The organism is Pseudomonas sp. DD1 (genome assembly GCF_044510355.1).
Taxonomy (GTDB): domain Bacteria; phylum Pseudomonadota; class Gammaproteobacteria; order Pseudomonadales; family Pseudomonadaceae; genus Aquipseudomonas; species Aquipseudomonas shahriarae.
In genome coordinates, this window is record NZ_MSAJ01000039.1 from 159,911 (window position 1) to 178,644 (window position 18,734).

Here is an 18,734-nt window from a genome sequence, read left to right on the forward strand (position 1 = left end):
AGTATTGAACTCGCGCCTTTTTTTTTGCTCCAAGGCTGGGTATAGCGCGGACGTTTCAGTCCGCTTGTGATGGTCAGGAGGTTCACGTGAACAAGTCGTTACTGGTTGGTGCGGTATTGGGTGCTGTCGGTGTGACTGCCGGGGGTGCTGTCGCCACCTACAGCCTGGTAAAAAGCGGCCCTGAGTATGCGCAAGTGCTGGCAGTGCAGCCGGTCAAGACCCAGATCAAAACCCCGCGTGAGGTCTGCAAGGACGTCACCGTAACCCGGCAGCGTCCGGTGCAGGATCAGCATCAAATCGCCGGTACCGTGGTCGGCGCCCTGGCAGGTGGCCTGCTGGGTAACCAGATCGGTGGCGGTACAGGCAAGAAGATTGCCACCGTAGCCGGCGCAGTCGGTGGTGGTTATGCCGGTAACAAGGTTCAGGAAGGCATGCAGAACCGTGATACCTACACCACCACCCAGACGCGCTGTAATACCGTCAACGACATCAGCGACAAGGTTGTCGGGTATGACGTGCGTTACAACCTGGATGGCAAGGAAGGATCGGTGCGCATGGAGCGTGATCCGGGTAGCCAGATCCCAGTGGATAAAGAAGGGCGTTTGATCTTGGGCCAAAATCAACAGTAATCCCAAGCCTGGCGCAGCTCAAAATGTGGGAGCGGGCTTGCCCGCGATGGCGGTGAATCAGTCAAATGTGTCTAACCAGGCACTCCGCTATCGCGGGCAAGCCCGCTCCCACATTTGATTTGTGTTGTCGCTGAAAGCGAGGCATGCCCAAATCCCAGGCATAAAAAAAGCACCCCGAGGGGTGCTTTTTTTGTGCTCGCTCGCTTAACGCTTCAGCGAAGCCGGCAGGTGCGGCTGGATCGCCGTCAGGACTGCCTTGAAGCATTTGGTGTTGCCTGCTACCACGTGACCCTTCTCCAGGAAGTCGTGACCGCCGGTGAAGTCGCTCACCAGGCCGCCGGCTTCTTGAATCAGCAGGGCGCCTGCGGCCATGTCCCACTCGGACAGGCCCGACTCCCAGAACGCATCAAAACGACCGGCGGCAACGTATGCCAGGTCCAGGCTGGCGGCGCCGGCGCGGCGGATGCCGGCGGTCTGGCCAACCAGGGCGCGGAACATGCCCAGGTAGTTTTCCAGGTTGTCCATCTGGTCGTCACGGAACGGGAAGCCGGTGCCCAGCAGGGCGCCGTCCAGGCTGGTGCGACCGCTGACACGCAGGCGACGACCGTTCAACTGGGCGCCACGGCCGCGGCTGGCGGTGAATTCTTCCTGGCGAACCGGGTCCAGCACGACGGCGTGTTCCAGGCGGCCACGGTATTTGCAGGCAATGCTCACGGCAAAGTGTGGGATGCCGCGCAGGAAGTTGGTGGTACCGTCCAGTGGGTCGATGATCCACAGGTAGTCTTCGCCTTCGCCGCTACCTTTATGCAGGCCGGTTTCTTCACCGAGGATGCCGTGGGTAGGGTAGGCCTTGCGCAGGGCGTCGATGATTTTCTGTTCGGCGGCGCGATCCACCTCGGATACATAATCCTTGGCGTCTTTTTCGTCGACCTTGATGGTATCCAGGCGCTCGATGGAGCGGAAGATCAATTCACTGGCGCTGCGGGCGGCGCGCAGCGCGATATTCAGCATGGGCTGCATGGATGTGTCACCTAAGGTTGTTAAAGAAAGCCGGGCATTCTAGCAGAAACTTTCTTCAGGTGAAGGACGACGTTCGCTTTCATGGCATAACCTTAGGCTGTTCTGTAATATTTGCCCCCCTTTCCCATGTCCGAGAGCGCCTCCCTTGCTGCAAAACATTCGTGTCGTCCTCGTCAATACCAGTCACCCCGGCAATATCGGCGGGGTGGCGCGGGCCATGAAAAACATGGGGCTGACGCGCCTGGTGCTGGTGGAGCCACGGGTGTTCCCGCACCACGAAGCCGACGCTCGTGCCTCAGGCGCCAATGACATCCTGGAAAAAGCCCAGGTCGTCGCCACCCTGGAAGACGCCCTGGTCGGTTGCAACCTGGTGCTTGGCACCAGCGCTCGTGACCGGCGCATCCCCTGGCCGCTGCTCGATCCCCGCGAGTGCGGGACCAAAGTGGTCGAAGAGGCTGCTGGCGGTGCTGAAATCGCTCTGGTATTTGGCCGTGAAGACTCCGGCCTGACCAATGACGAACTGCAGCGATGTCATTATCACGTGCACATTCCATCAGACCCTGAATTCAGCTCGCTGAACCTCGGGGCAGCCGTGCAGGTGTTGAGTTATGAAGTGCGCATGGCCTGGCTGGCAGCACAAGGCCAGCCGAGCAAGATGGAGAAGGACGAGGTCGCATCCACCAAAAGTGGTGAATTGGCCACCATGGATGAGCTGGAGCGGTTCTATGAGCACCTGGAGCAAACCCTGGTGGCCATCGAATTCCTTGATCCGGAAAAGCCGCGGCACTTGATGGCGCGCCTGCGCCGGCTTTATGGGCGTAGCTCGGTCAGCCGGGCAGAGATGAATATATTGCGTGGCATCCTCACGGAAACCCAGAAAGCGGCCCGTGGCGAGCTTCTTAAGCGGAAGGATTAAAAATGTTCGAGCGTTTGCGAGAAGATATCCAGAGTGTTTTCCACCGTGACCCGGCGGCGCGCAACGCCTTTGAAGTGCTGACCTGCTACCCGGGTATGCACGCGATCTGGATTCACCGCTTGTCCGGTGCCTTGTGGGGCATGGGCTGGAAGTGGCTGGCGCGGCTGGTGTCGAACTTTGGTCGCTGGCTGACCGGGATCGAGATTCATCCAGGGGCCAAGGTCGGTCGTCGCTTCTTCATCGACCACGGCATGGGCATCGTTATTGGTGAGACCGCCGAAATTGGTGATGACGTGACCCTGTATCAAGGCGTGACGCTGGGCGGTACCACCTGGAACAAGGGTAAGCGTCACCCAACCCTGGAAAACGGCGTAGTGGTGGGGGCGGGCGCCAAGGTGCTGGGGCCGTTTACCGTGGGTGCCGGTGCCAAGGTTGGTTCCAATGCGGTGGTGACCAAGGCGGTGCCTCCGGGCGCAACCGTGGTGGGCATTCCTGGGCGGATCATCGTCAAGCCGGAAGTCGGCGATGAGCAGGAGGCCAAGCGCAAGGCCATGGCCGAGAAGATCGGCTTCGACGCCTATGGCGTCAGCGAAGACATGCCGGACCCGGTGGCTCGCGCCATCGGCCAGTTGCTCGACCACCTGCAGGCGGTGGATGGCAAGCTGGATGGCATGTGCGGCGCGCTGAAGGATCTGGGTAGTCCTTACTGTGCGAAAGATCTCCCTGAGTTGCGCGAAGAGGACTTCGCCGAGATCAAGGATGAGGCCGGTGCCACCAAGGCTGGTTAGGTTTTAAGTCCGATAAAATGCCCTGTGGGAGCTGGCTTGCCTGCGATAGCAGTCTGCCAGTCACCCCTTGGGCTGCTGATCCACCCCTATCGCAGGCAAGCCAGCTCCCCCATTTGATCTCCATTGGTCTTGAGATTGAGCCCTGGCCCTGTTCCTGCTGTTCGATTCCACCCCATCCTGCTATGATTCGCGCGCCCTTTTTACGGGTATTCCTGACTAAAGTACTAGGTCTTATAGTTGACTTAAATACTCGGGAATCGCATACTTGCTCCCATTCTGAAACACCTTGGTACTTGTCCATGAGACTGACTACAAAAGGCCGATATGCGGTGACCGCCATGCTCGATCTGGCCCTGCACGCGCAAAACGGGCCGGTGTCCCTGGCCGATATCTCCGAGCGCCAAGGCATTTCCCTGTCTTACCTTGAGCAGCTGTTCGCCAAGCTGCGCCGCAGCAACCTGGTTTCCAGTGTGCGTGGTCCGGGTGGCGGTTATCAGTTGTCCCGCGATATGCAGGGCATCCAGGTGGCTCAGGTGATCGACGCGGTCAATGAGTCCGTCGATGCTACCAAATGCCAGGGCCTGGGTGATTGCCATGCCGGCGACACCTGCCTGACACACCACTTGTGGTGTGACTTGAGCCTGCAGATCCATGAGTTTTTGAGTGGTATCAGCTTGGCTGATCTTGTGACTCGCCGTGAGGTGCAGGAAGTAGCCCAGCGTCAGGACCAGCGCCGATGCAACACCAAGGTGCCGCGTCTGGACAAGATTGAAGCGTCCGCCGTCGAGTGACAGCCGAAGAGCTAACGGCACGCCAGCCAGCCTGATTTAGGAGAAAGTCCATGAAATTGCCGATTTACCTTGATTACTCAGCGACCACCCCGGTTGATCCGCGTGTCGCGCAAAAGATGAGCGAATGCCTGCTGGTTGACGGAAACTTCGGCAACCCGGCCTCCCGCTCCCATGTTTTCGGCTGGAAGGCCGAGGAAGCGGTGGAAAACGCTCGTCGCCAGGTCGCCGACCTGGTCAATGCCGACCCGCGTGAAATCGTCTGGACCTCCGGTGCCACCGAGTCCGACAACCTGGCAATCAAGGGCGCCGCGCATTTCTACGCGACCAAGGGCAAGCACCTGATCACCACCAAGATTGAGCACAAGGCTGTCCTCGACACCATGCGCCAACTGGAGCGTGAAGGTTTCGAGGTTACTTACCTCGAGCCCACCACCGACGGTATCGTCACCCCGGCAATGATCGAAGCCGCGATGCGTGAAGACACCATCCTGGTTTCCGTGATCCACGTGAACAACGAAATCGGCACCATCAACGACATCGCCGCCATCGGCGAGCTGACCCGCTCCAAAGGCGTGTTGCTGCATGTCGATGCTGCCCAGTCCACCGGCAAGGTCGATATCGACCTGTCCAAGCTGAAAGTCGACCTGATGTCGTTCTCGGCCCACAAGACCTACGGCCCTAAAGGCATTGGCGCGCTGTACGTGAGCCGCAAGCCTCGCGTCCGTATCGAAGCCACCATGCACGGCGGCGGTCACGAGCGCGGCATGCGCTCGGGCACCCTGGCGACCCACCAGATCGTCGGCATGGGCGAAGCCTTCCGTGTAGCCAAAGAAGACATGGCTGCCGAAAACGTGCGCATCAAGGCCCTCAGCGATCGCTTCTACAAGCAGGTCGAGAACCTTGAAGAGCTGTACATCAACGGCAGCATGACCGCCCGTGTGCCGCACAACCTGAATTTGAGCTTCAACTACGTCGAGGGCGAGTCGCTGATCATGGCGCTCAAGGATCTGGCGGTTTCGTCCGGTTCGGCCTGCACCTCGGCTTCCCTCGAGCCGTCCTACGTCCTGCGCGCCCTGGGCCGCAACGACGAGTTGGCGCACAGCTCGATCCGCTTTACGTTCGGCCGTTTCACCACCGAAGAAGAAGTCGACTACGCAGCGCAGAAAGTCTGCGAAGCGGTCACCAAGCTGCGCACTCTGTCGCCGCTGTGGGACATGTACAAAGACGGTGTCGATATTTCCAAGATCGAGTGGGCGGCACACTAAATATAGAAGCCGCCACCCAAGCTCTGTAGGAACGTGGCGGAAAACGCAGGCGTTTCTACAGGGTTCCAGAGCGGCCCTGATGAGTGAGGATTCAGTACCATGGCTTACAGCGAAAAGGTCATCGACCACTACGAAAACCCGCGCAACGTCGGCAAGATGGACGCGGAAGATCCTGATGTGGGCACCGGCATGGTCGGCGCTCCGGCGTGCGGCGACGTTATGCGCCTGCAGATCAAGGTCAACGACGCTGGCGTTATCGAAGACGCCAAGTTCAAGACCTACGGCTGCGGTTCAGCCATCGCCTCCAGTTCCCTGGCGACCGAATGGATGAAAGGCAAGACCCTGGATGAGGCTGTCACTATCAGCAACACCCAGTTGGCAGAAGAACTGGCCCTGCCGCCCGTGAAAATTCACTGCTCGGTACTTGCAGAGGACGCCATCAAGGCGGCCGTTCGCGATTACAAGCAGAAGAAAGGCTTGATCTAAGCATTTGGCGACGAGTAAGGAGTCAACGATGGCTATCAGCATGACAGAAGCGGCTGCGCGGCACGTGCGACGCTCCCTGGATGGGCGCGGTAAAGGTGAGGGGATTCGTCTGGGTGTGCGCACCACAGGCTGTTCCGGCCTTGCCTACGTGCTGGAGTTCGTCGACGAGGTGGTTGCGGAAGATCAGGTGTTCGAAAGTCACGGCGAGAAAGTGATCATCGACCCGAAAAGCCTGACCTACCTGGACGGCACCGAACTCGATTTCGTCAAGGAAGGGTTGAACGAAGGCTTCAAGTTCAACAACCCCAACGTACGCGGTGAGTGTGGCTGCGGCGAAAGCTTCAACATCTGAGGCTATTTGTGGGTACTCCTTGTCATTTCGCTTTATTCGAGCTGCAGCCGAGCTTTCGGCTGGACCTCGAGCAGCTTGCCACGCGCTACCGTGAATTGGCGCGTGGGGTGCATCCGGATCGCTTTGCCGACGCTTCCGAGCGTGAGCAGCGCCTGGCGCTGGAGCAGTCAGCCAGCCTCAACGAAGCCTATCAGACGCTCAAAAGCCCTCCCAAACGCGCGCGTTACCTGCTCGCCATGGGTGGTGGCGAAATGCCGCTGGAAGTCACGGTCCATGACCCCGATTTCCTGATGCAGCAGATGCAGTGGCGTGAAGAGCTTGAAGACTTGCAGGACGAGGCCGATCTGGCTGGCGTCGCGGTCTTCAAGCGGCGTCTGAAAGTGGCCCAGGATGAACTCAACGAAAGCTTCGCAGCCTGTTGGGACGATGCGGCGCAACGTGAACAGGCCGAACGCCTGATGCGGCGCATGCAGTTCCTCGACAAGCTCACTTACGAAGTGCGCCAGCTAGAAGAGCGCCTCGACGATTAACCCAGTGCTGCACAGATTGCACGCCTGATAGACAGATAAGACCTGATTACCATGGCTCTACTGCAGATCGCCGAACCCGGCCAAAGTCCTCAACCGCACCAGCGTCGCCTGGCGGTTGGCATCGACTTGGGTACTACCAATTCACTGGTCGCCGCACTGCGCAGCGGTCTCTCCGAGCCGCTGCCCGATGCTGATGGCCAGGTCATCCTGCCATCCGCCGTGCGCTATCACGCTGACCGCATCGAAGTGGGCGAGTCCGCTCGGTTGGCGGCGTCTGCCGACCCGCTGAACACCATACTGTCGGTCAAGCGCTTGATGGGTCGTGGGCTGTCCGACGTCAAGCAATTGGGCGACCAACTGCCGTACCGCTTTGTCGGCGGCGAATCCCATATGCCGTTCATCGACACCGTGCAGGGGCCGAAAAGCCCGGTGGAAGTGTCGGCCGATATCCTCAAGGTGCTGCGCCAGCGTGCGGAAACTACCTTGGGTGGCGAATTGGTCGGCGCGGTCATCACGGTCCCGGCTTATTTTGATGACGCCCAGCGCCAAGCCACCAAGGATGCGGCGAAACTCGCCGGTCTGAACGTGCTGCGCCTGCTCAACGAGCCGACGGCGGCAGCTGTGGCCTATGGCCTGGATCAGCACGCTGAAGGCCTGGTTGCTATCTATGACCTGGGCGGCGGCACCTTTGATATTTCGATTCTGCGCCTGACTGGCGGTGTGTTTGAAGTGCTGGCCACCGGTGGCGACAGTGCCCTGGGTGGGGATGACTTCGACCACGCCATTGCCGGTTGGATGATCACCAGTGCCGGTTTGTCCGCCGACCTGGATCCGGGCGAGCAGCGTAACCTGCTGCAAACCGCCTGCGCCGCCAAGGAAGCGCTGACTGACGCCGCATCTGTTGAAGTTTCCTACGGCTCCTGGTCGGCCCAACTGACCCGTGAAGCCTTTGATGCGCTGATCGAGCCAATGGTCGCCCGTAGTCTGAAGGCTTGCCGTCGCGCCGTACGTGATTCCGGCATCGAACTGGAAGAAGTTGGCGCGGTGGTCATGGTTGGCGGTTCGACCCGTGTGCCACGGGTTCGCGAAGCGGTAGCCGACGCCTTCGGCCGCCAGCCGCTGACCGAAATCGACCCGGATCAGGTGGTGGCCATCGGTGCCGCGATCCAGGCCGATACCCTGGCCGGCAACAAGCGCGATGGCGGCGAGTTGTTGCTGCTTGATGTGATTCCGTTGTCCCTGGGCCTGGAAACCATGGGCGGCCTGATGGAGAAGGTGATTCCGCGCAACACCACCATTCCCGTCGCCCGCGCCCAGGACTTCACCACTTATAAAGATGGCCAGACGGCCATGATGATTCATGTGCTGCAAGGCGAGCGCGAGCTGATCAGCGACTGCCGCTCCCTGGCGCGTTTTGAATTGCGCGGTATCCCGGCCATGGTCGCGGGTGCGGCGAAGATCCGCGTGACGTTCCAGGTTGACGCCGACGGCCTGCTCAGCGTGGCAGCACGCGAGCTGGGTTCGGGCGTTGAGGCGAGCATCCAGGTCAAGCCGTCCTACGGCCTGACTGACGGCGAAATCGCCAAGATGCTCAAGGATTCGTTCCAGTACGCCGGTGATGACAAGGTCGCCCGGGTGTTGCGTGAGCAGCAAGTCGATGCCCAGCGCCTGCTTGAAGCGGTGCAGGGCGCCCTTGAGGCCGACGGCGAGCGCCTGCTGGATGCTGAAGAGCGTCTGGTCATCGACCTGCAGATGCAGGAACTGGCCCAATTGATGAAAGGCACCGATGGCTATGCCATCGAACAACAGACCAAGCGCCTTTCACAAGTAACCGATGCCTTTGCCGCCCGTCGTATGAACCAGACGGTGAAAGCCGCCCTGGCGGGACGCAACCTGAATGAAATCGAGGAATAACTGATGCCACAGGTCATTTTTCTGCCACACGCCGAGCATTGCCCGGACGGTATGGTCGTGGAGGCTGAGACCGGCAAGTCCATTCTCGAAGTTGCCCATGACAACCATATCGAGATCGAGAGTGCGTGTGGTGGTGTTAACGCCTGCACCACCTGTCACTGCATTATCCGTGAAGGTTTCAACAGTCTCGAAGAGGCTGATGAGCTGGAAGAGGACTATCTTGATAGGGCGTGGGGCCTGGAACCGACTTCGCGCCTGAGCTGTCAGGCCAAGGTGGGGACAGAAGACCTCACCGTCGAAATTCCGAAGTATTCGCTCAACCATGCCGCCGAAGCGCCGCACTGATTCAAGGAAGTGTCATGAGTCTTAAATGGGTTGATGTGCAAGAAATCGCTATTCTGCTGGCCGACGGCCATCCGGATACGGATCCCTATTCGGTGAACTTTGTAGCTTTGCGTGACATGGTCATGGCTTTGCCAGGGTTCGAAGACGAGCGGGATCGTGGTGGTGAAAAGGTTCTCGAAGCGATCCAGACTGCCTGGAAAGAAGAACAGGACTGAAGCCTCCCTTACGCAGTTAGGCAATACCCAAGAACCCGCGTATAATTCGCGGGTTTAATTTTTCGCAAATTACCGTTTCTGGAGTTACACCATGGCTGTTCAACGTACTTTCTCCATCATCAAGCCTGACGCTGTTGCAAAAAACGTCATCGGCGAGATCACCACTCGTTTCGAAAAAGCCGGCCTGAAGGTTGTAGCTTCGAAACTCAAGCAACTGTCCAAGGCTGAAGCTGAAGGCTTCTACGCTGAGCACAGCGCTCGTGGTTTCTTCGGTGACCTGGTTGCCTTCATGATCTCCGGTCCTGTTGTTGTTCAGGTTCTGGAAGGCGAAAACGCTATCGCTCTGAACCGTGAGCTGATGGGCGCTACCAACCCTAAAGAAGCAGCTGCCGGCACTATCCGTGCTGACTTCGCTGATTCCATCGACGCCAACGCTGTACACGGTTCGGACTCCGAAGCCGCTGCTGCTCGCGAAATTTCGTACTTCTTCGCAGCTACTGAAGTAACCACTCGCTAAGCATTGGCTTAAGAGTGAAGGTGAATCCATGACTACATCGACTGTAAAAACCAACCTGCTGGGTCTGACTCAACAGGAAATGGAAAAATTCTTCGACTCAATCGGGGAGAAGCGTTTCCGTGCCGGTCAGGTAATGAAGTGGATTCACCACTTTGGCGTCGACGATTTCGACGCCATGACGAACGTCAGCAAGGCCCTGCGCGACAAGCTCAAGGCGATTGCTGAGGTCCGTGGTCCTGAAGTGGTCAGCGAGGACATCTCCAGCGACGGCACCCGTAAGTGGGTGGTGCGCGTGGCGTCCGGCAGCTGCGTCGAGACCGTCTACATTCCCCAGGGCAAACGTGGCACCTTGTGCGTTTCGTCCCAGGCAGGCTGTGCCCTGGATTGCAGTTTCTGCTCCACCGGCAAGCAAGGCTTCAATAGCAACCTCACCGCCGCCGAAGTCATTGGCCAGGTGTGGATTGCCAACAAATCCTTTGGCAGCGTCCCGGCGACCGTCGACCGTGCCATCACCAACGTGGTGATGATGGGCATGGGTGAGCCGCTGCTGAACTTCGACAACGTGGTTGCGGCCATGCACCTGATGATGGACGACCTGGGCTACGGCATCTCCAAGCGCCGTGTGACCCTGTCGACCTCCGGCGTGGTGCCGATGATTGATGAGCTGTCCAAGCACATCGACGTCTCCCTGGCGTTGTCGCTGCACGCACCCAATGACGCATTGCGTAACCAATTGGTGCCGATCAACAAGAAGTATCCGCTTAAGATGCTCCTCGAATCTTGCCAGCGTTATATGTCGTCCCTGGGCGAAAAGCGCGTCCTGACCATCGAGTACACCTTGCTCAAAGATATCAATGACAAGGTTGAACACGCGGTCGAGATGATCGAGTTGCTCAAGAACACCCCGTGCAAGATCAACCTGATTCCGTTCAACCCGTTTCCCCATTCTGGCTACGAGCGGCCGAGCAACAACGCCATCCGTCGTTTCCAGGATCAACTGCACCAGGCTGGCTTCAATGTCACTGTGCGCACCACCCGTGGTGAGGACATCGACGCCGCTTGTGGCCAATTGGTAGGACAGGTGCTGGATCGCACCCGTCGTAGCGAGCGTTACATCGCAGTGCGCGAATTGAGCGCCGACAGCGATCTGGCGCAGAACGCCGCGACACGAACCTGAGAGAGGATCTCTATGCCCTTGCGCCTTGCGCTGCTGTTGCTTGTTGCCAGCCTGTCGGTTGGCTGTGTTTCATCGGGCTCTGATAGTCCGTTGCAAACCGGCAAGGGCCGTGACGAAGCGCGTGCTGCCTATGTGCAGTTGGGGCTGGGATACCTGCGCCAGGGCCTGAGCGAGCAGGCCAAGGTGCCGCTGCAAATGGCCCTGGCCCTCGACAACCATGATGCCGACGCGAATGCGGCGTTGGCCCTGGTGTTCCAGGCCCAGGCCGAGCCCGAGTTGGCCGACCAGTATTACCGCAAGGCCCTGGCTGTTCGCCCCCATGATCCACGCCTGCTCAACAACTACGGCAGCTTCCTGTTTCAGCAGGAGCGTTATAAGCAAGCGTCCGGTTATTTCCAGCAAGCAGCCACTGATACCCTATATCCTGAACGTTCGCGGGTTTTCGAGAACCTGGGAGTGACCTCCGTGCGTCTCGGCCAGCGTGAAGATGCCCGCCAGCAACTGGAAAAAGCCCTGCACCTGAATCAGCGCCAGCCACGGGCCTTGCTCGAAATGGCCCAGTTGTCGTTTGAAGACAGGCATTATGTGCCGGCACGTGACTATTACGAGCGTTTTAGCCTGCTCAGTGGGCAAAATGCACGTAGTCTATTGCTTGGTGTGCGCCTCGCCACGGTTCATGAAGAACGCGACAAGGCCGCACGTTTTGGTCAGCAATTAGAACGACTCTATCCCGGTACCCCGGAATATCAGCAATACCTGTCGGAGCAATGATGAAAGCCGCGCACCCGGAAGTTGTAGCCGCTAATCGCGTAAACCCAGGCGAGACCTTGCGTCAGGCCCGCGAAAGCAATGGTTGGTCGCTGGAAGAAGTGGCCCTCAAGCTCAATTTGACCACCACTTCCCTGGGTAACCTGGAAAACGGCGCGTTCGACAAACTGCCAGGGCATACCTTCGCCCGTGGTTATATCCGCGCCTATGCCAAGCTGCTGGGCACGGACCAGGCCATCTTGGTCCAGCAATTCGACCAGTTCACCGGTACGGATTCCCAGGGCAGTAACGTACACGGTCTCGGTCGTATTGAAGAGCCGGTGCGGGTTTCCCATACTATTTTGCGAATTGTCAGCCTGTTATTGCTGATTGCGGTGATCGGTGGTGGTTTTATCTGGTGGCAGGACCAGACCTCGCTGCGCAGCAAGGATCTGATCAGCAACGCCCTGGAACACGTCGAAGTCGAAAGCGCTGACGGTACCACCCAGATTCACCCCTTGGACGAACCGGAAGACCAGGCTGTCGTCCAGGGCCAGGCGGCCCCTGAAACCAATCTTGAGCTGCAAGCGGGCCAGCAGCCTGCCGAAGCCAGCGGTGAGCCAGCTCCGGCCGCCGTTGCACCGGCTCCAACGGCTCCCGTGACCCAGGCCCCGGCCGCCACGGTCCAGACGCCTGTTGTCCCGGCCCAGGCTCCGGCCGCGCCAGTCGCACCAACAGTCGCTGCACCTGCCGCCCAGGCGCCTGCCGGCGTGGCGGGGGATGGCCGTCTCCACATTACCTACGTCGCTGACTGCTGGACACAAGTCACCGATGGCAATGGCAAAGTCCTGTTCAGTGCTTTGAAGCGTAAGGGAGATACGCTTGAGCAGGTCGGCAAGCCTCCTTTGACGCTGCGTCTGGGCTTTGCCCGTGGCGCGCAAGTGGCCTATAACGGCCAGCCTGTAGACGTGGCGCCGTTCACCAGTGGCGAGACCGCTCGCCTGAAGTTGGGACAATAGTCATGCACGGCGAATCTCCAATCAAACGTCGCGTATCGCGCAAGATCTGGGTCGGCTCCGTACCGGTGGGTGGTGATGCCCCCATCGCCGTGCAGAGCATGACCAACAGCGACACCAATGACGTAGCGGCCACCGTGGCCCAGATCAACCGCCTGGAAGCCGCTGGCGTCGATATCGTGCGGGTTTCCGTGCCGGATATGGACGCTGCCGAAGCCTTCGGCCGCATCAAGCAATTGGTCAAGGTACCGTTGGTCGCCGATATCCACTTCGACTACAAGATCGCGTTGCGCGTGGCCGAACTGGGCGTCGACTGCCTGCGGATCAACCCGGGCAACATCGGTCGCGAAGACCGCGTGCGTGCCGTGGTCGACGCAGCCCGTGACCGCGGGATCCCGATCCGCATCGGTGTCAACGCTGGCTCCCTGGAAAAAGACCTGCAGAAGAAATACGGCGAGCCTACCCCGGCAGCCCTGGTCGAGTCGGCACTGCGCCATGTCGAGCACCTTGAACGCCTGAACTTCCAGGATTTCAAGGTCAGCGTAAAGGCTTCCGATGTGTTCATGGCGGTAGAAGCCTACCGCCTGCTGGCCAAGGAAATCGTGCAGCCATTGCACCTGGGCATCACCGAAGCCGGTGGTTTGCGTTCAGGCACAGTGAAATCTGCGGTGGGTCTCGGTATGCTGCTGGCCGACGGGATTGGCGATACCATTCGTATCTCCCTGGCGGCGGACCCGGTAGAGGAAGTGAAAGTCGGCTACGACATTCTCAAATCCCTGCATTTACGCTCCCGTGGCATCAATTTTATTGCCTGCCCGAGTTGCTCGCGGCAGAACTTCGACGTGGTGAAAACCATGAACGAGTTGGAAGTACGCCTGGAAGACCTGCTGGTACCGCTGGATGTTGCGGTGATCGGCTGTGTGGTCAACGGGCCGGGTGAGGCCAAGGAGGCGCACGTAGGCCTGACCGGCGGTACCCCGAACCTGATTTACATCGACGGCAAGCCGTCGCAGAAATTGACGAATGATAATCTGGTGGATCAGTTGGAACGGCTGATCCGCGAGAAAGCGGCCGAGAAGGTCGCCTCTGACGCAGCGCTGATCGCTCGCGGCTGATCGAACGAATTTAAGGATTTGATGTGAGCAAGTCTCTGCAAGCCATTCGTGGCATGAACGACATCCTGCCCGAACAGACGCCCCTGTGGCGCTATTTCGAGAGCACGGTCGCGCGCCTGCTGGATAACTACGGTTACAAGCAGATCCGCATGCCAATCGTCGAGTTCACCGAGCTGTTCAAGCGCTCCATCGGTGAAGTGACTGACATCGTCGAAAAAGAGATGTACACCTTCGAAGATCGCAACGGCGACTCCCTGACCTTGCGTCCGGAAGGTACCGCCGCGTGCGTGCGCGCTGTGCTCGAGCATGGCATCACCGGTGGTGGCCAGACCCAGAAACTGTGGTACATCGGCCCGATGTTCCGCCACGAGCGCCCACAAAAAGGCCGTTATCGCCAGTTTCACCAGATCGGTTGCGAAGTCTTCAACCTTGATGGCCCGGATATCGACGCCGAGCTGATCGTGCTGACCTGGCGCCTGTGGGGCCAACTGGGCATCCGCGACGCGGTCAAGCTCGAGCTCAACAGCCTGGGCACCAGCGAGTCCCGTGGCCGTTACCGTGAAGCCCTGGTCGAGTACCTGTCCGCTCACCTGGACAAGCTCGATGAAGACAGCCAGCGTCGCCTGAAGACCAACCCATTGCGCGTCCTTGATACCAAGAACGCCGAGACCCAGGCTGTGCTGGTCGACGCGCCGAAAATGGCCGACTACCTGGACGACGAGTCCCGCACGCACTTCGAGGGCCTCAAGGCACGCCTGGATGCGGCCGGGATTCCCTACGTGATCAACCCCAAGTTGGTGCGCGGCCTCGATTACTACAGCAAGACCGTGTTTGAGTGGGTCACTGACAAGCTCGGCGCCCAGGGCACCGTGTGTGCCGGTGGTCGTTACGACGGCCTGGTCGAGCAGATGGGTGGCAAGCCGACCACGGGCGTGGGTTTTGCCATGGGCATCGAGCGGCTGATCCTGCTGCTGGAAACCCTGGAGCAGATCCCTGAAGAAATTTCCCGTCAGGTGGACGTGTACCTGTGCGCCTTTGGCGAGGCAGCCGAACTGGCTGGCCTGGCCTTGAGCGAACAGTTGCGCGACCAACTGCCGAACCTGCGCCTGCAGGTCAATGCCGGCGCTGGCAGCTTCAAGAGCCAATTCAAGAAAGCCGACAAGAGCGGCGCGTTGTACGCGCTGATCCTGGGCGACGATGAACTGGCCCAGCAAGTGGTAAGTGTCAAACCCCTGCGTGGCCAGGGCGAACAACAAAGCATTGCCTTTGATGCGCTTGCCGCGCACTTGGCCACCTGCATCGTGCAGGGTTGAAGCTGTCAAACAGCCGAATTTAGCGATTAAGGAGTATTGGGGTGTCGAGTACTGAAGATGATCAGCTGGCCGAGTTCAAAGACTGGTGGCAGCGTAACGGCAAACCCCTGGTAACTGGCGGCCTGCTGGCGCTGGTGGTGGTGTTCGGTTGGCAGGCGTTCCAGAAGTATCAGGGCAATCAGTCGCAAGGCGCCTCGATGCTCTATCAGCAATTGCTGGAAACCACGCTGACGCCTACTGGCAAGCCTGATCCTGCCCAAGTGGCGGACCTGGCCGGCAAGCTGAAAAACGAATTTGGCGGTAGCACCTACGCCCAATACGGTAGCCTGTTCGTCGCGAAAGTCGCGGTCGATACCGGCAAGCTGGATGATGCAGCCTCCGAGCTCAAAGCCATCGCCGACAAGCCGAGCAACCCGACCCTGGGTGAAATCGCACGTCAGCGCCTGGCCCAGGTCCTGGCCGCACAGAACAAGGCCGACGAAGCACTGAAACTGCTCGACGGCGATGCTGACAAGGCATTTGTAGCCACTCGCGAAGAGCTCAAGGGCGACCTGCTGGTCCAATTGGGTCGTACCGACGAAGCCAATGCTGCGTACCAAAAAGCCAAGGCTGCGCTGTCTGATGAAGCAGCGGTCGGTGGTTTACAAATCAAGCTGGACGACTTGGCCAAAGGGGATGCGTGACGTGATCCGTTGGAAACATGCAGCATTGCTGGCTCTGGCCGTTTTGGCCGCGGGTTGCAGCAGCAACAGCAAAAAAGAACTGCCTCCGGCCGAGCTGACCAGCTTCAAGGAAGAAGTGGTCCTGCAAAAGCAGTGGAGCCGCTCTATCGGTGACGGCCAGGGCGACACCTACAACATGTTGGTACCGGCAATCGACGGTGACAACATTGTGGCCGCTGACGTGACCGGCGTGGTGATCTCCATGGATCGCATGAACGGCGACGTCAAGTGGAAGAAAGACCTCGAGCTGCCTGTTTCCGGCGCCGTCGGCGTGGGTTACGGCATGGTGATGATCGGCACGCTGAAAGGCGAAGTCGTGGCCCTGGATTCGAGCACCGGTGAAGAGAAATGGCGCGCTCGCGTGACCAGTGAAGTCCTCGCACCGCCTGCCACCAACGGCGATATCGTCGTGGTGCAGACCCAGGATGACCGTGTCATCGGTCTTGACGCCAACACCGGTGAGCAGCGCTGGCTGTACGACAGCACCCCTGCGGTGTTGACGTTGCGCGGTACCAGTGGTCCGGTTGTGACCAATAACCTGGCGCTGGCAGGTCTTTCGACCGGTAAAGTGGTCGCCCTGGATACCCAGAACGGCGTGCCAGCCTGGGAATCGCGGGTCGCCATTCCGCAAGGTCGTTCCGAGCTGGACCGTGTGGTGGACATCGACGGCGGCTTGCTGCTGTCGGGTGAAACCCTGTACGTCGCCACTTACCAGGGCCGTGTCGCGGCGCTGGACCTGCAAAGCGGCCGCGTCCTCTGGCAGCGTGATGCCTCCAGCTACGCCGGTGTCGCCCAAGGTTTTGGTAGCGTCTACGTGAGCCTGGCATCGGGCACCGTTGAAAGCGTCGATGAGCGTTCCACCACAGCCCTGTGGAGCAATGACTCGCTGGCTCGCCGTCAACTGTCGGCTCCGGAAGTGTTCTCCAGCTATGTAGCGGTAGGCGACCTGGAAGGTTACCTGCACCTGCTGAGCCAGGTAGATGGTCGCTTTGTCGGCCGTGAACGTATCGACAGCGACGGCCTGCGTGCGCGTCCGCTGGTAGTAGGCAACATGCTTTATGTGTTTGGTAACAGCGGCAAGCTGGAAGCCCTGACCATCAAGTAAGAACTATGCTTGGGGTAACCCCCAGGCGGCCCTGCTTCGGCAGGGCATGCGACACCTTCGGGTGTTGCCCCGAGCACCAGCCGCTGCCTTGCAGCGGCTTTTGTATTTTCTGAAATAACGCAGTGGAGAGCCGCATGGTTCCCGTAATCGCCCTGGTGGGCCGACCTAACGTCGGCAAGTCCACCTTGTTCAACCGCCTGACCAGGACTCGCGACGCCATCGTCGGCGACTTGTCCGGTCTGACCCGTGATCGCCAATACGGTGAGGCAAAGTGGCAAGGGCGCTCCTATATTATTGTCGACACCGGTGGTATCTCCGGTGACGAGCATGGCATGGACGAAAAGATGGCCGAGCAGTCGCTGCTGGCCATTGAAGAAGCTGATGTCGTGTTGTTCCTGGTGGACGCCCGTGCGGGCTACACCGCCGCCGACCAGATGATCGGCGAGCACTTGCGCAAACGTAACAAGCGCTCCTATTTGATCGCCAACAAGATCGACAACATCGATCCTGAAGCGGCCCGTGCCGAATTCAGCCCGATGGGCCTGGGTGACGCGATTCCTGTCGCCGGTGCCCACGGTCGCGGTATCACCCAGATGCTGGAAATCGCCCTGCGCGACTTCCCCAAGGATGACGCCGAAGAAGTTGAAGGCGAAGAAGAGATCGTCGCCGAAGGTGAGGAAGCCAAGCGCATTCCTGGCCCGAGTGAAAAAGACGGGATCAAGATCGCTATCATCGGCCGCCCCAACGTGGGCAAATCGACCCTGGTCAATCGCATGCTCGGTGAAGACCGGGTAATCGTCTACGACCAGCCCGGCACCACCCGCGACAGCATCTACATCCCGTTCGAGCGTAACGACGAGAAGTACACGCTGATCGATACCGCCGGTGTGCGCAAGCGCGGCAAGATCCACGAGGAAGTTGAAAAGTTCTCGGTGGTCAAAACCCTGCAGGCGATCAAAGACGCCAACGTGGTGATCTTCGTCATGGACGCCCGCGAAGGCGTGGTCGACCACGACCTCAACCTGCTGGGCTTTGCCCTGGAGGCTGGTCGGGCGTTGGTGATCGCGATCAACAAATGGGACGGCATGACCCCAAGCGAGCGTGACTTCGTCAAGGTCGAGTTGCAACGCCGGTTGTTCTTCGTCGACTTCGCCGATATCCACTTTATCTCGGCGCTGCACGGTACTGGCGTGGGCAACCTCTACGCTTCGGTACAGAACTCGTTCAAGTCGGCGGTCACCCGCTGGCCGACCAACCGCCTGACCCAGATCCTTGAAGACGCGGTGGGCGAACACGCGCCACCGATGGTCAACAACCGCCGGATCAAGCTGCGTTACGCCCACTTGGGTGGTGCCAACCCGCCGATTATCGTGATCCACGGTAACCAGATCGAGAAGGTGCCCAAGTCCTACGTGCGTTACCTGGAAAACACTTACCGCCGTGTCTTGAAGCTGGTCGGCACACCGATCCGCATCGAGTTCAAAGGTGGCGAGAACCCGTACGAAGGTAACAAGAACAGCCTGACTGACCGCCAAGTGAACAAGAAACGTCGCTTGATGAGCCACAACAAAAAGGCTGACAAAAAGCGTAAAGACCGCCGCTGACAGTGGAGCGGGCTTGTGTGGGAGCGGGCTTGCCCGCGATAGCGATAGATCAGACACCAACCTGCTGACTGACCCAGCGCCATCCCAGGCAAGCCAGTTCCTACAGACGTTAGGCGTTACCCAAAAAGGGCTCTGAATGAGCCCTTTTTTGTGCCTCACGATTGACC

Annotated in this window: 21 protein-coding genes; 20 read left to right on the forward strand and 1 reads right to left on the reverse strand. The window is 59.4% G+C overall.

The genetic code is table 11. From position 1 onward, the window contains the following. Positions 1 to 86 precede the first annotated feature (86 nt). Positions 87 to 629 carry a glycine zipper 2TM domain-containing protein gene (locus tag PSFL_RS26570; protein ID WP_029298576.1) on the forward strand — a complete coding sequence of 181 codons (543 nt, stop codon included), beginning with the start codon at positions 87 to 89 and terminating at the stop codon, positions 627 to 629. A gap of 204 nt (positions 630 to 833) precedes the next feature. On the opposite strand, the gene suhB is transcribed toward PSFL_RS26570, so the two are convergent. Further along, positions 834 to 1,649 carry an inositol-phosphate phosphatase gene (suhB, locus tag PSFL_RS26575; protein WP_003175971.1) on the reverse strand — a complete coding sequence of 272 codons (816 nt, stop codon included), beginning with the start codon at positions 1,647 to 1,649 and terminating at the stop codon, positions 834 to 836. 145 nt (positions 1,650 to 1,794) lie between these two features. Here suhB and trmJ point away from each other — a divergent pair, with 145 nt between their 5' ends. The 19 genes from trmJ (at position 1,795) to der (ending at position 18,567) form a co-directional block, all read left to right on the forward strand. Continuing rightward, on the forward strand, positions 1,795 to 2,565 hold the full coding sequence (gene trmJ, locus PSFL_RS26580; RefSeq protein WP_057437929.1) for a tRNA (cytosine(32)/uridine(32)-2'-O)-methyltransferase TrmJ: 771 nt from the start codon (positions 1,795 to 1,797) through the stop codon (positions 2,563 to 2,565). Between the two features lie 2 nt (positions 2,566 to 2,567). Then, complete coding sequence (gene cysE, locus PSFL_RS26585; RefSeq protein ID WP_057960569.1) at positions 2,568 to 3,353, forward strand: serine O-acetyltransferase; 786 nt, start codon at positions 2,568 to 2,570, stop codon at positions 3,351 to 3,353. A gap of 299 nt (positions 3,354 to 3,652) precedes the next feature. Continuing rightward, positions 3,653 to 4,144, forward strand: coding sequence for a Fe-S cluster assembly transcriptional regulator IscR (gene iscR / locus PSFL_RS26590; RefSeq protein WP_038446306.1), 492 nt, complete (start codon positions 3,653 to 3,655; stop codon positions 4,142 to 4,144). A gap of 50 nt (positions 4,145 to 4,194) precedes the next feature. After that, entirely contained in the window at positions 4,195 to 5,409 is a 1,215-nt protein-coding gene (locus tag PSFL_RS26595) for an IscS subfamily cysteine desulfurase (RefSeq protein WP_057437931.1), read from the forward strand. A 99-nt stretch (positions 5,410 to 5,508) separates the two neighbouring features. Next, on the forward strand, positions 5,509 to 5,895 hold the full coding sequence (gene iscU, locus PSFL_RS26600) for a Fe-S cluster assembly scaffold IscU (protein WP_028617851.1): 387 nt from the start codon (positions 5,509 to 5,511) through the stop codon (positions 5,893 to 5,895). 28 nt (positions 5,896 to 5,923) lie between these two features. After that, positions 5,924 to 6,247, forward strand: coding sequence for an iron-sulfur cluster assembly protein IscA (gene iscA / locus PSFL_RS26605; protein WP_010565230.1), 324 nt, complete (start codon positions 5,924 to 5,926; stop codon positions 6,245 to 6,247). Positions 6,248 to 6,255: 8 nt separating this feature from the next. Beyond that, positions 6,256 to 6,777, forward strand: coding sequence for a co-chaperone HscB (gene hscB / locus PSFL_RS26610; RefSeq protein WP_057437935.1), 522 nt, complete (start codon positions 6,256 to 6,258; stop codon positions 6,775 to 6,777). 51 nt (positions 6,778 to 6,828) lie between these two features. Continuing rightward, a complete protein-coding gene (gene hscA, locus PSFL_RS26615) occupies positions 6,829 to 8,691 on the forward strand; it encodes a Fe-S protein assembly chaperone HscA (protein ID WP_057960568.1) in 1,863 nt (620 codons plus the stop codon). 3 nt (positions 8,692 to 8,694) lie between these two features. Beyond that, a complete protein-coding gene (gene fdx / locus PSFL_RS26620) occupies positions 8,695 to 9,036 on the forward strand; it encodes an ISC system 2Fe-2S type ferredoxin (protein ID WP_016977666.1) in 342 nt (113 codons plus the stop codon). Between the two features lie 14 nt (positions 9,037 to 9,050). Continuing rightward, entirely contained in the window at positions 9,051 to 9,251 is a 201-nt protein-coding gene (gene iscX, locus PSFL_RS26625) for a Fe-S cluster assembly protein IscX (protein WP_057437937.1), read from the forward strand. 91 nt (positions 9,252 to 9,342) lie between these two features. Then, entirely contained in the window at positions 9,343 to 9,768 is a 426-nt protein-coding gene (ndk, locus tag PSFL_RS26630) for a nucleoside-diphosphate kinase (RefSeq protein ID WP_017846179.1), read from the forward strand. A gap of 28 nt (positions 9,769 to 9,796) precedes the next feature. Further along, the gene (gene rlmN / locus PSFL_RS26635) at positions 9,797 to 10,945 is read left to right on the forward strand and encodes a 23S rRNA (adenine(2503)-C(2))-methyltransferase RlmN (RefSeq protein WP_057437941.1); all 1,149 of its coding nucleotides are present in this window, start codon (positions 9,797 to 9,799) and stop codon (positions 10,943 to 10,945) included. A gap of 12 nt (positions 10,946 to 10,957) precedes the next feature. Then, complete coding sequence (gene pilW, locus PSFL_RS26640) at positions 10,958 to 11,716, forward strand: type IV pilus biogenesis/stability protein PilW (protein ID WP_057437943.1); 759 nt, start codon at positions 10,958 to 10,960, stop codon at positions 11,714 to 11,716. Next, positions 11,716 to 12,711: a RodZ family helix-turn-helix domain-containing protein gene (locus tag PSFL_RS26645; RefSeq protein ID WP_057437945.1), complete on the forward strand. Its 996-nt coding sequence runs from the start codon at positions 11,716 to 11,718 to the stop codon at positions 12,709 to 12,711. Before pilW ends, PSFL_RS26645 begins: the two co-directional genes overlap by 1 nt. A gap of 2 nt (positions 12,712 to 12,713) precedes the next feature. Next, positions 12,714 to 13,823 carry a flavodoxin-dependent (E)-4-hydroxy-3-methylbut-2-enyl-diphosphate synthase gene (ispG, locus tag PSFL_RS26650; protein WP_057437947.1) on the forward strand — a complete coding sequence of 370 codons (1,110 nt, stop codon included), beginning with the start codon at positions 12,714 to 12,716 and terminating at the stop codon, positions 13,821 to 13,823. 23 nt (positions 13,824 to 13,846) lie between these two features. Next, entirely contained in the window at positions 13,847 to 15,136 is a 1,290-nt protein-coding gene (gene hisS, locus PSFL_RS26655) for a histidine--tRNA ligase (RefSeq protein WP_057437949.1), read from the forward strand. Positions 15,137 to 15,177: 41 nt separating this feature from the next. After that, on the forward strand, positions 15,178 to 15,819 hold the full coding sequence (locus PSFL_RS26660) for a tetratricopeptide repeat protein (protein ID WP_057437951.1): 642 nt from the start codon (positions 15,178 to 15,180) through the stop codon (positions 15,817 to 15,819). Continuing rightward, on the forward strand, positions 15,812 to 16,963 hold the full coding sequence (gene bamB, locus PSFL_RS26665) for an outer membrane protein assembly factor BamB (protein WP_057437953.1): 1,152 nt from the start codon (positions 15,812 to 15,814) through the stop codon (positions 16,961 to 16,963). Before PSFL_RS26660 ends, bamB begins: the two co-directional genes overlap by 8 nt. A 134-nt stretch (positions 16,964 to 17,097) precedes the next feature. Further along, positions 17,098 to 18,567, forward strand: coding sequence for a ribosome biogenesis GTPase Der (gene der, locus PSFL_RS26670; RefSeq protein ID WP_057437955.1), 1,470 nt, complete (start codon positions 17,098 to 17,100; stop codon positions 18,565 to 18,567). Positions 18,568 to 18,734: the final 167 nt, after the last annotated feature.

Bases quoted from the DNA above. Each gene is read 5' to 3' on its own strand.
- ndk (WP_017846179.1), top strand. From the start codon at position 9,343: ATGGCTGTTCAACGTACTTTCTCCATCATCAAGCCTGACGCTGTTGCA.
- fdx (WP_016977666.1), top strand. From the start codon at position 8,695: ATGCCACAGGTCATTTTTCTGCCACACGCCGAGCATTGCCCGGACGGT.
- hscA (WP_057960568.1), top strand. From the start codon at position 6,829: ATGGCTCTACTGCAGATCGCCGAACCCGGCCAAAGTCCTCAACCGCAC.
- PSFL_RS26645 (WP_057437945.1), top strand. From the start codon at position 11,716: ATGAAAGCCGCGCACCCGGAAGTTGTAGCCGCTAATCGCGTAAACCCA.
- iscA (WP_010565230.1), top strand. From the start codon at position 5,924: ATGGCTATCAGCATGACAGAAGCGGCTGCGCGGCACGTGCGACGCTCC.
- bamB (WP_057437953.1), top strand. From the start codon at position 15,812: ATGCGTGACGTGATCCGTTGGAAACATGCAGCATTGCTGGCTCTGGCC.
- cysE (WP_057960569.1), top strand. From the start codon at position 2,568: ATGTTCGAGCGTTTGCGAGAAGATATCCAGAGTGTTTTCCACCGTGAC.
- iscU (WP_028617851.1), top strand. From the start codon at position 5,509: ATGGCTTACAGCGAAAAGGTCATCGACCACTACGAAAACCCGCGCAAC.
- iscX (WP_057437937.1), top strand. From the start codon at position 9,051: ATGAGTCTTAAATGGGTTGATGTGCAAGAAATCGCTATTCTGCTGGCC.
- ispG (WP_057437947.1), top strand. From the start codon at position 12,714: ATGCACGGCGAATCTCCAATCAAACGTCGCGTATCGCGCAAGATCTGG.
- iscR (WP_038446306.1), top strand. From the start codon at position 3,653: ATGAGACTGACTACAAAAGGCCGATATGCGGTGACCGCCATGCTCGAT.
- PSFL_RS26595 (WP_057437931.1), top strand. From the start codon at position 4,195: ATGAAATTGCCGATTTACCTTGATTACTCAGCGACCACCCCGGTTGAT.
- der (WP_057437955.1), top strand. From the start codon at position 17,098: ATGGTTCCCGTAATCGCCCTGGTGGGCCGACCTAACGTCGGCAAGTCC.
- rlmN (WP_057437941.1), top strand. From the start codon at position 9,797: ATGACTACATCGACTGTAAAAACCAACCTGCTGGGTCTGACTCAACAG.
- suhB (WP_003175971.1), bottom strand. From the start codon at position 1,649: ATGCAGCCCATGCTGAATATCGCGCTGCGCGCCGCCCGCAGCGCCAGT.
- pilW (WP_057437943.1), top strand. From the start codon at position 10,958: ATGCCCTTGCGCCTTGCGCTGCTGTTGCTTGTTGCCAGCCTGTCGGTT.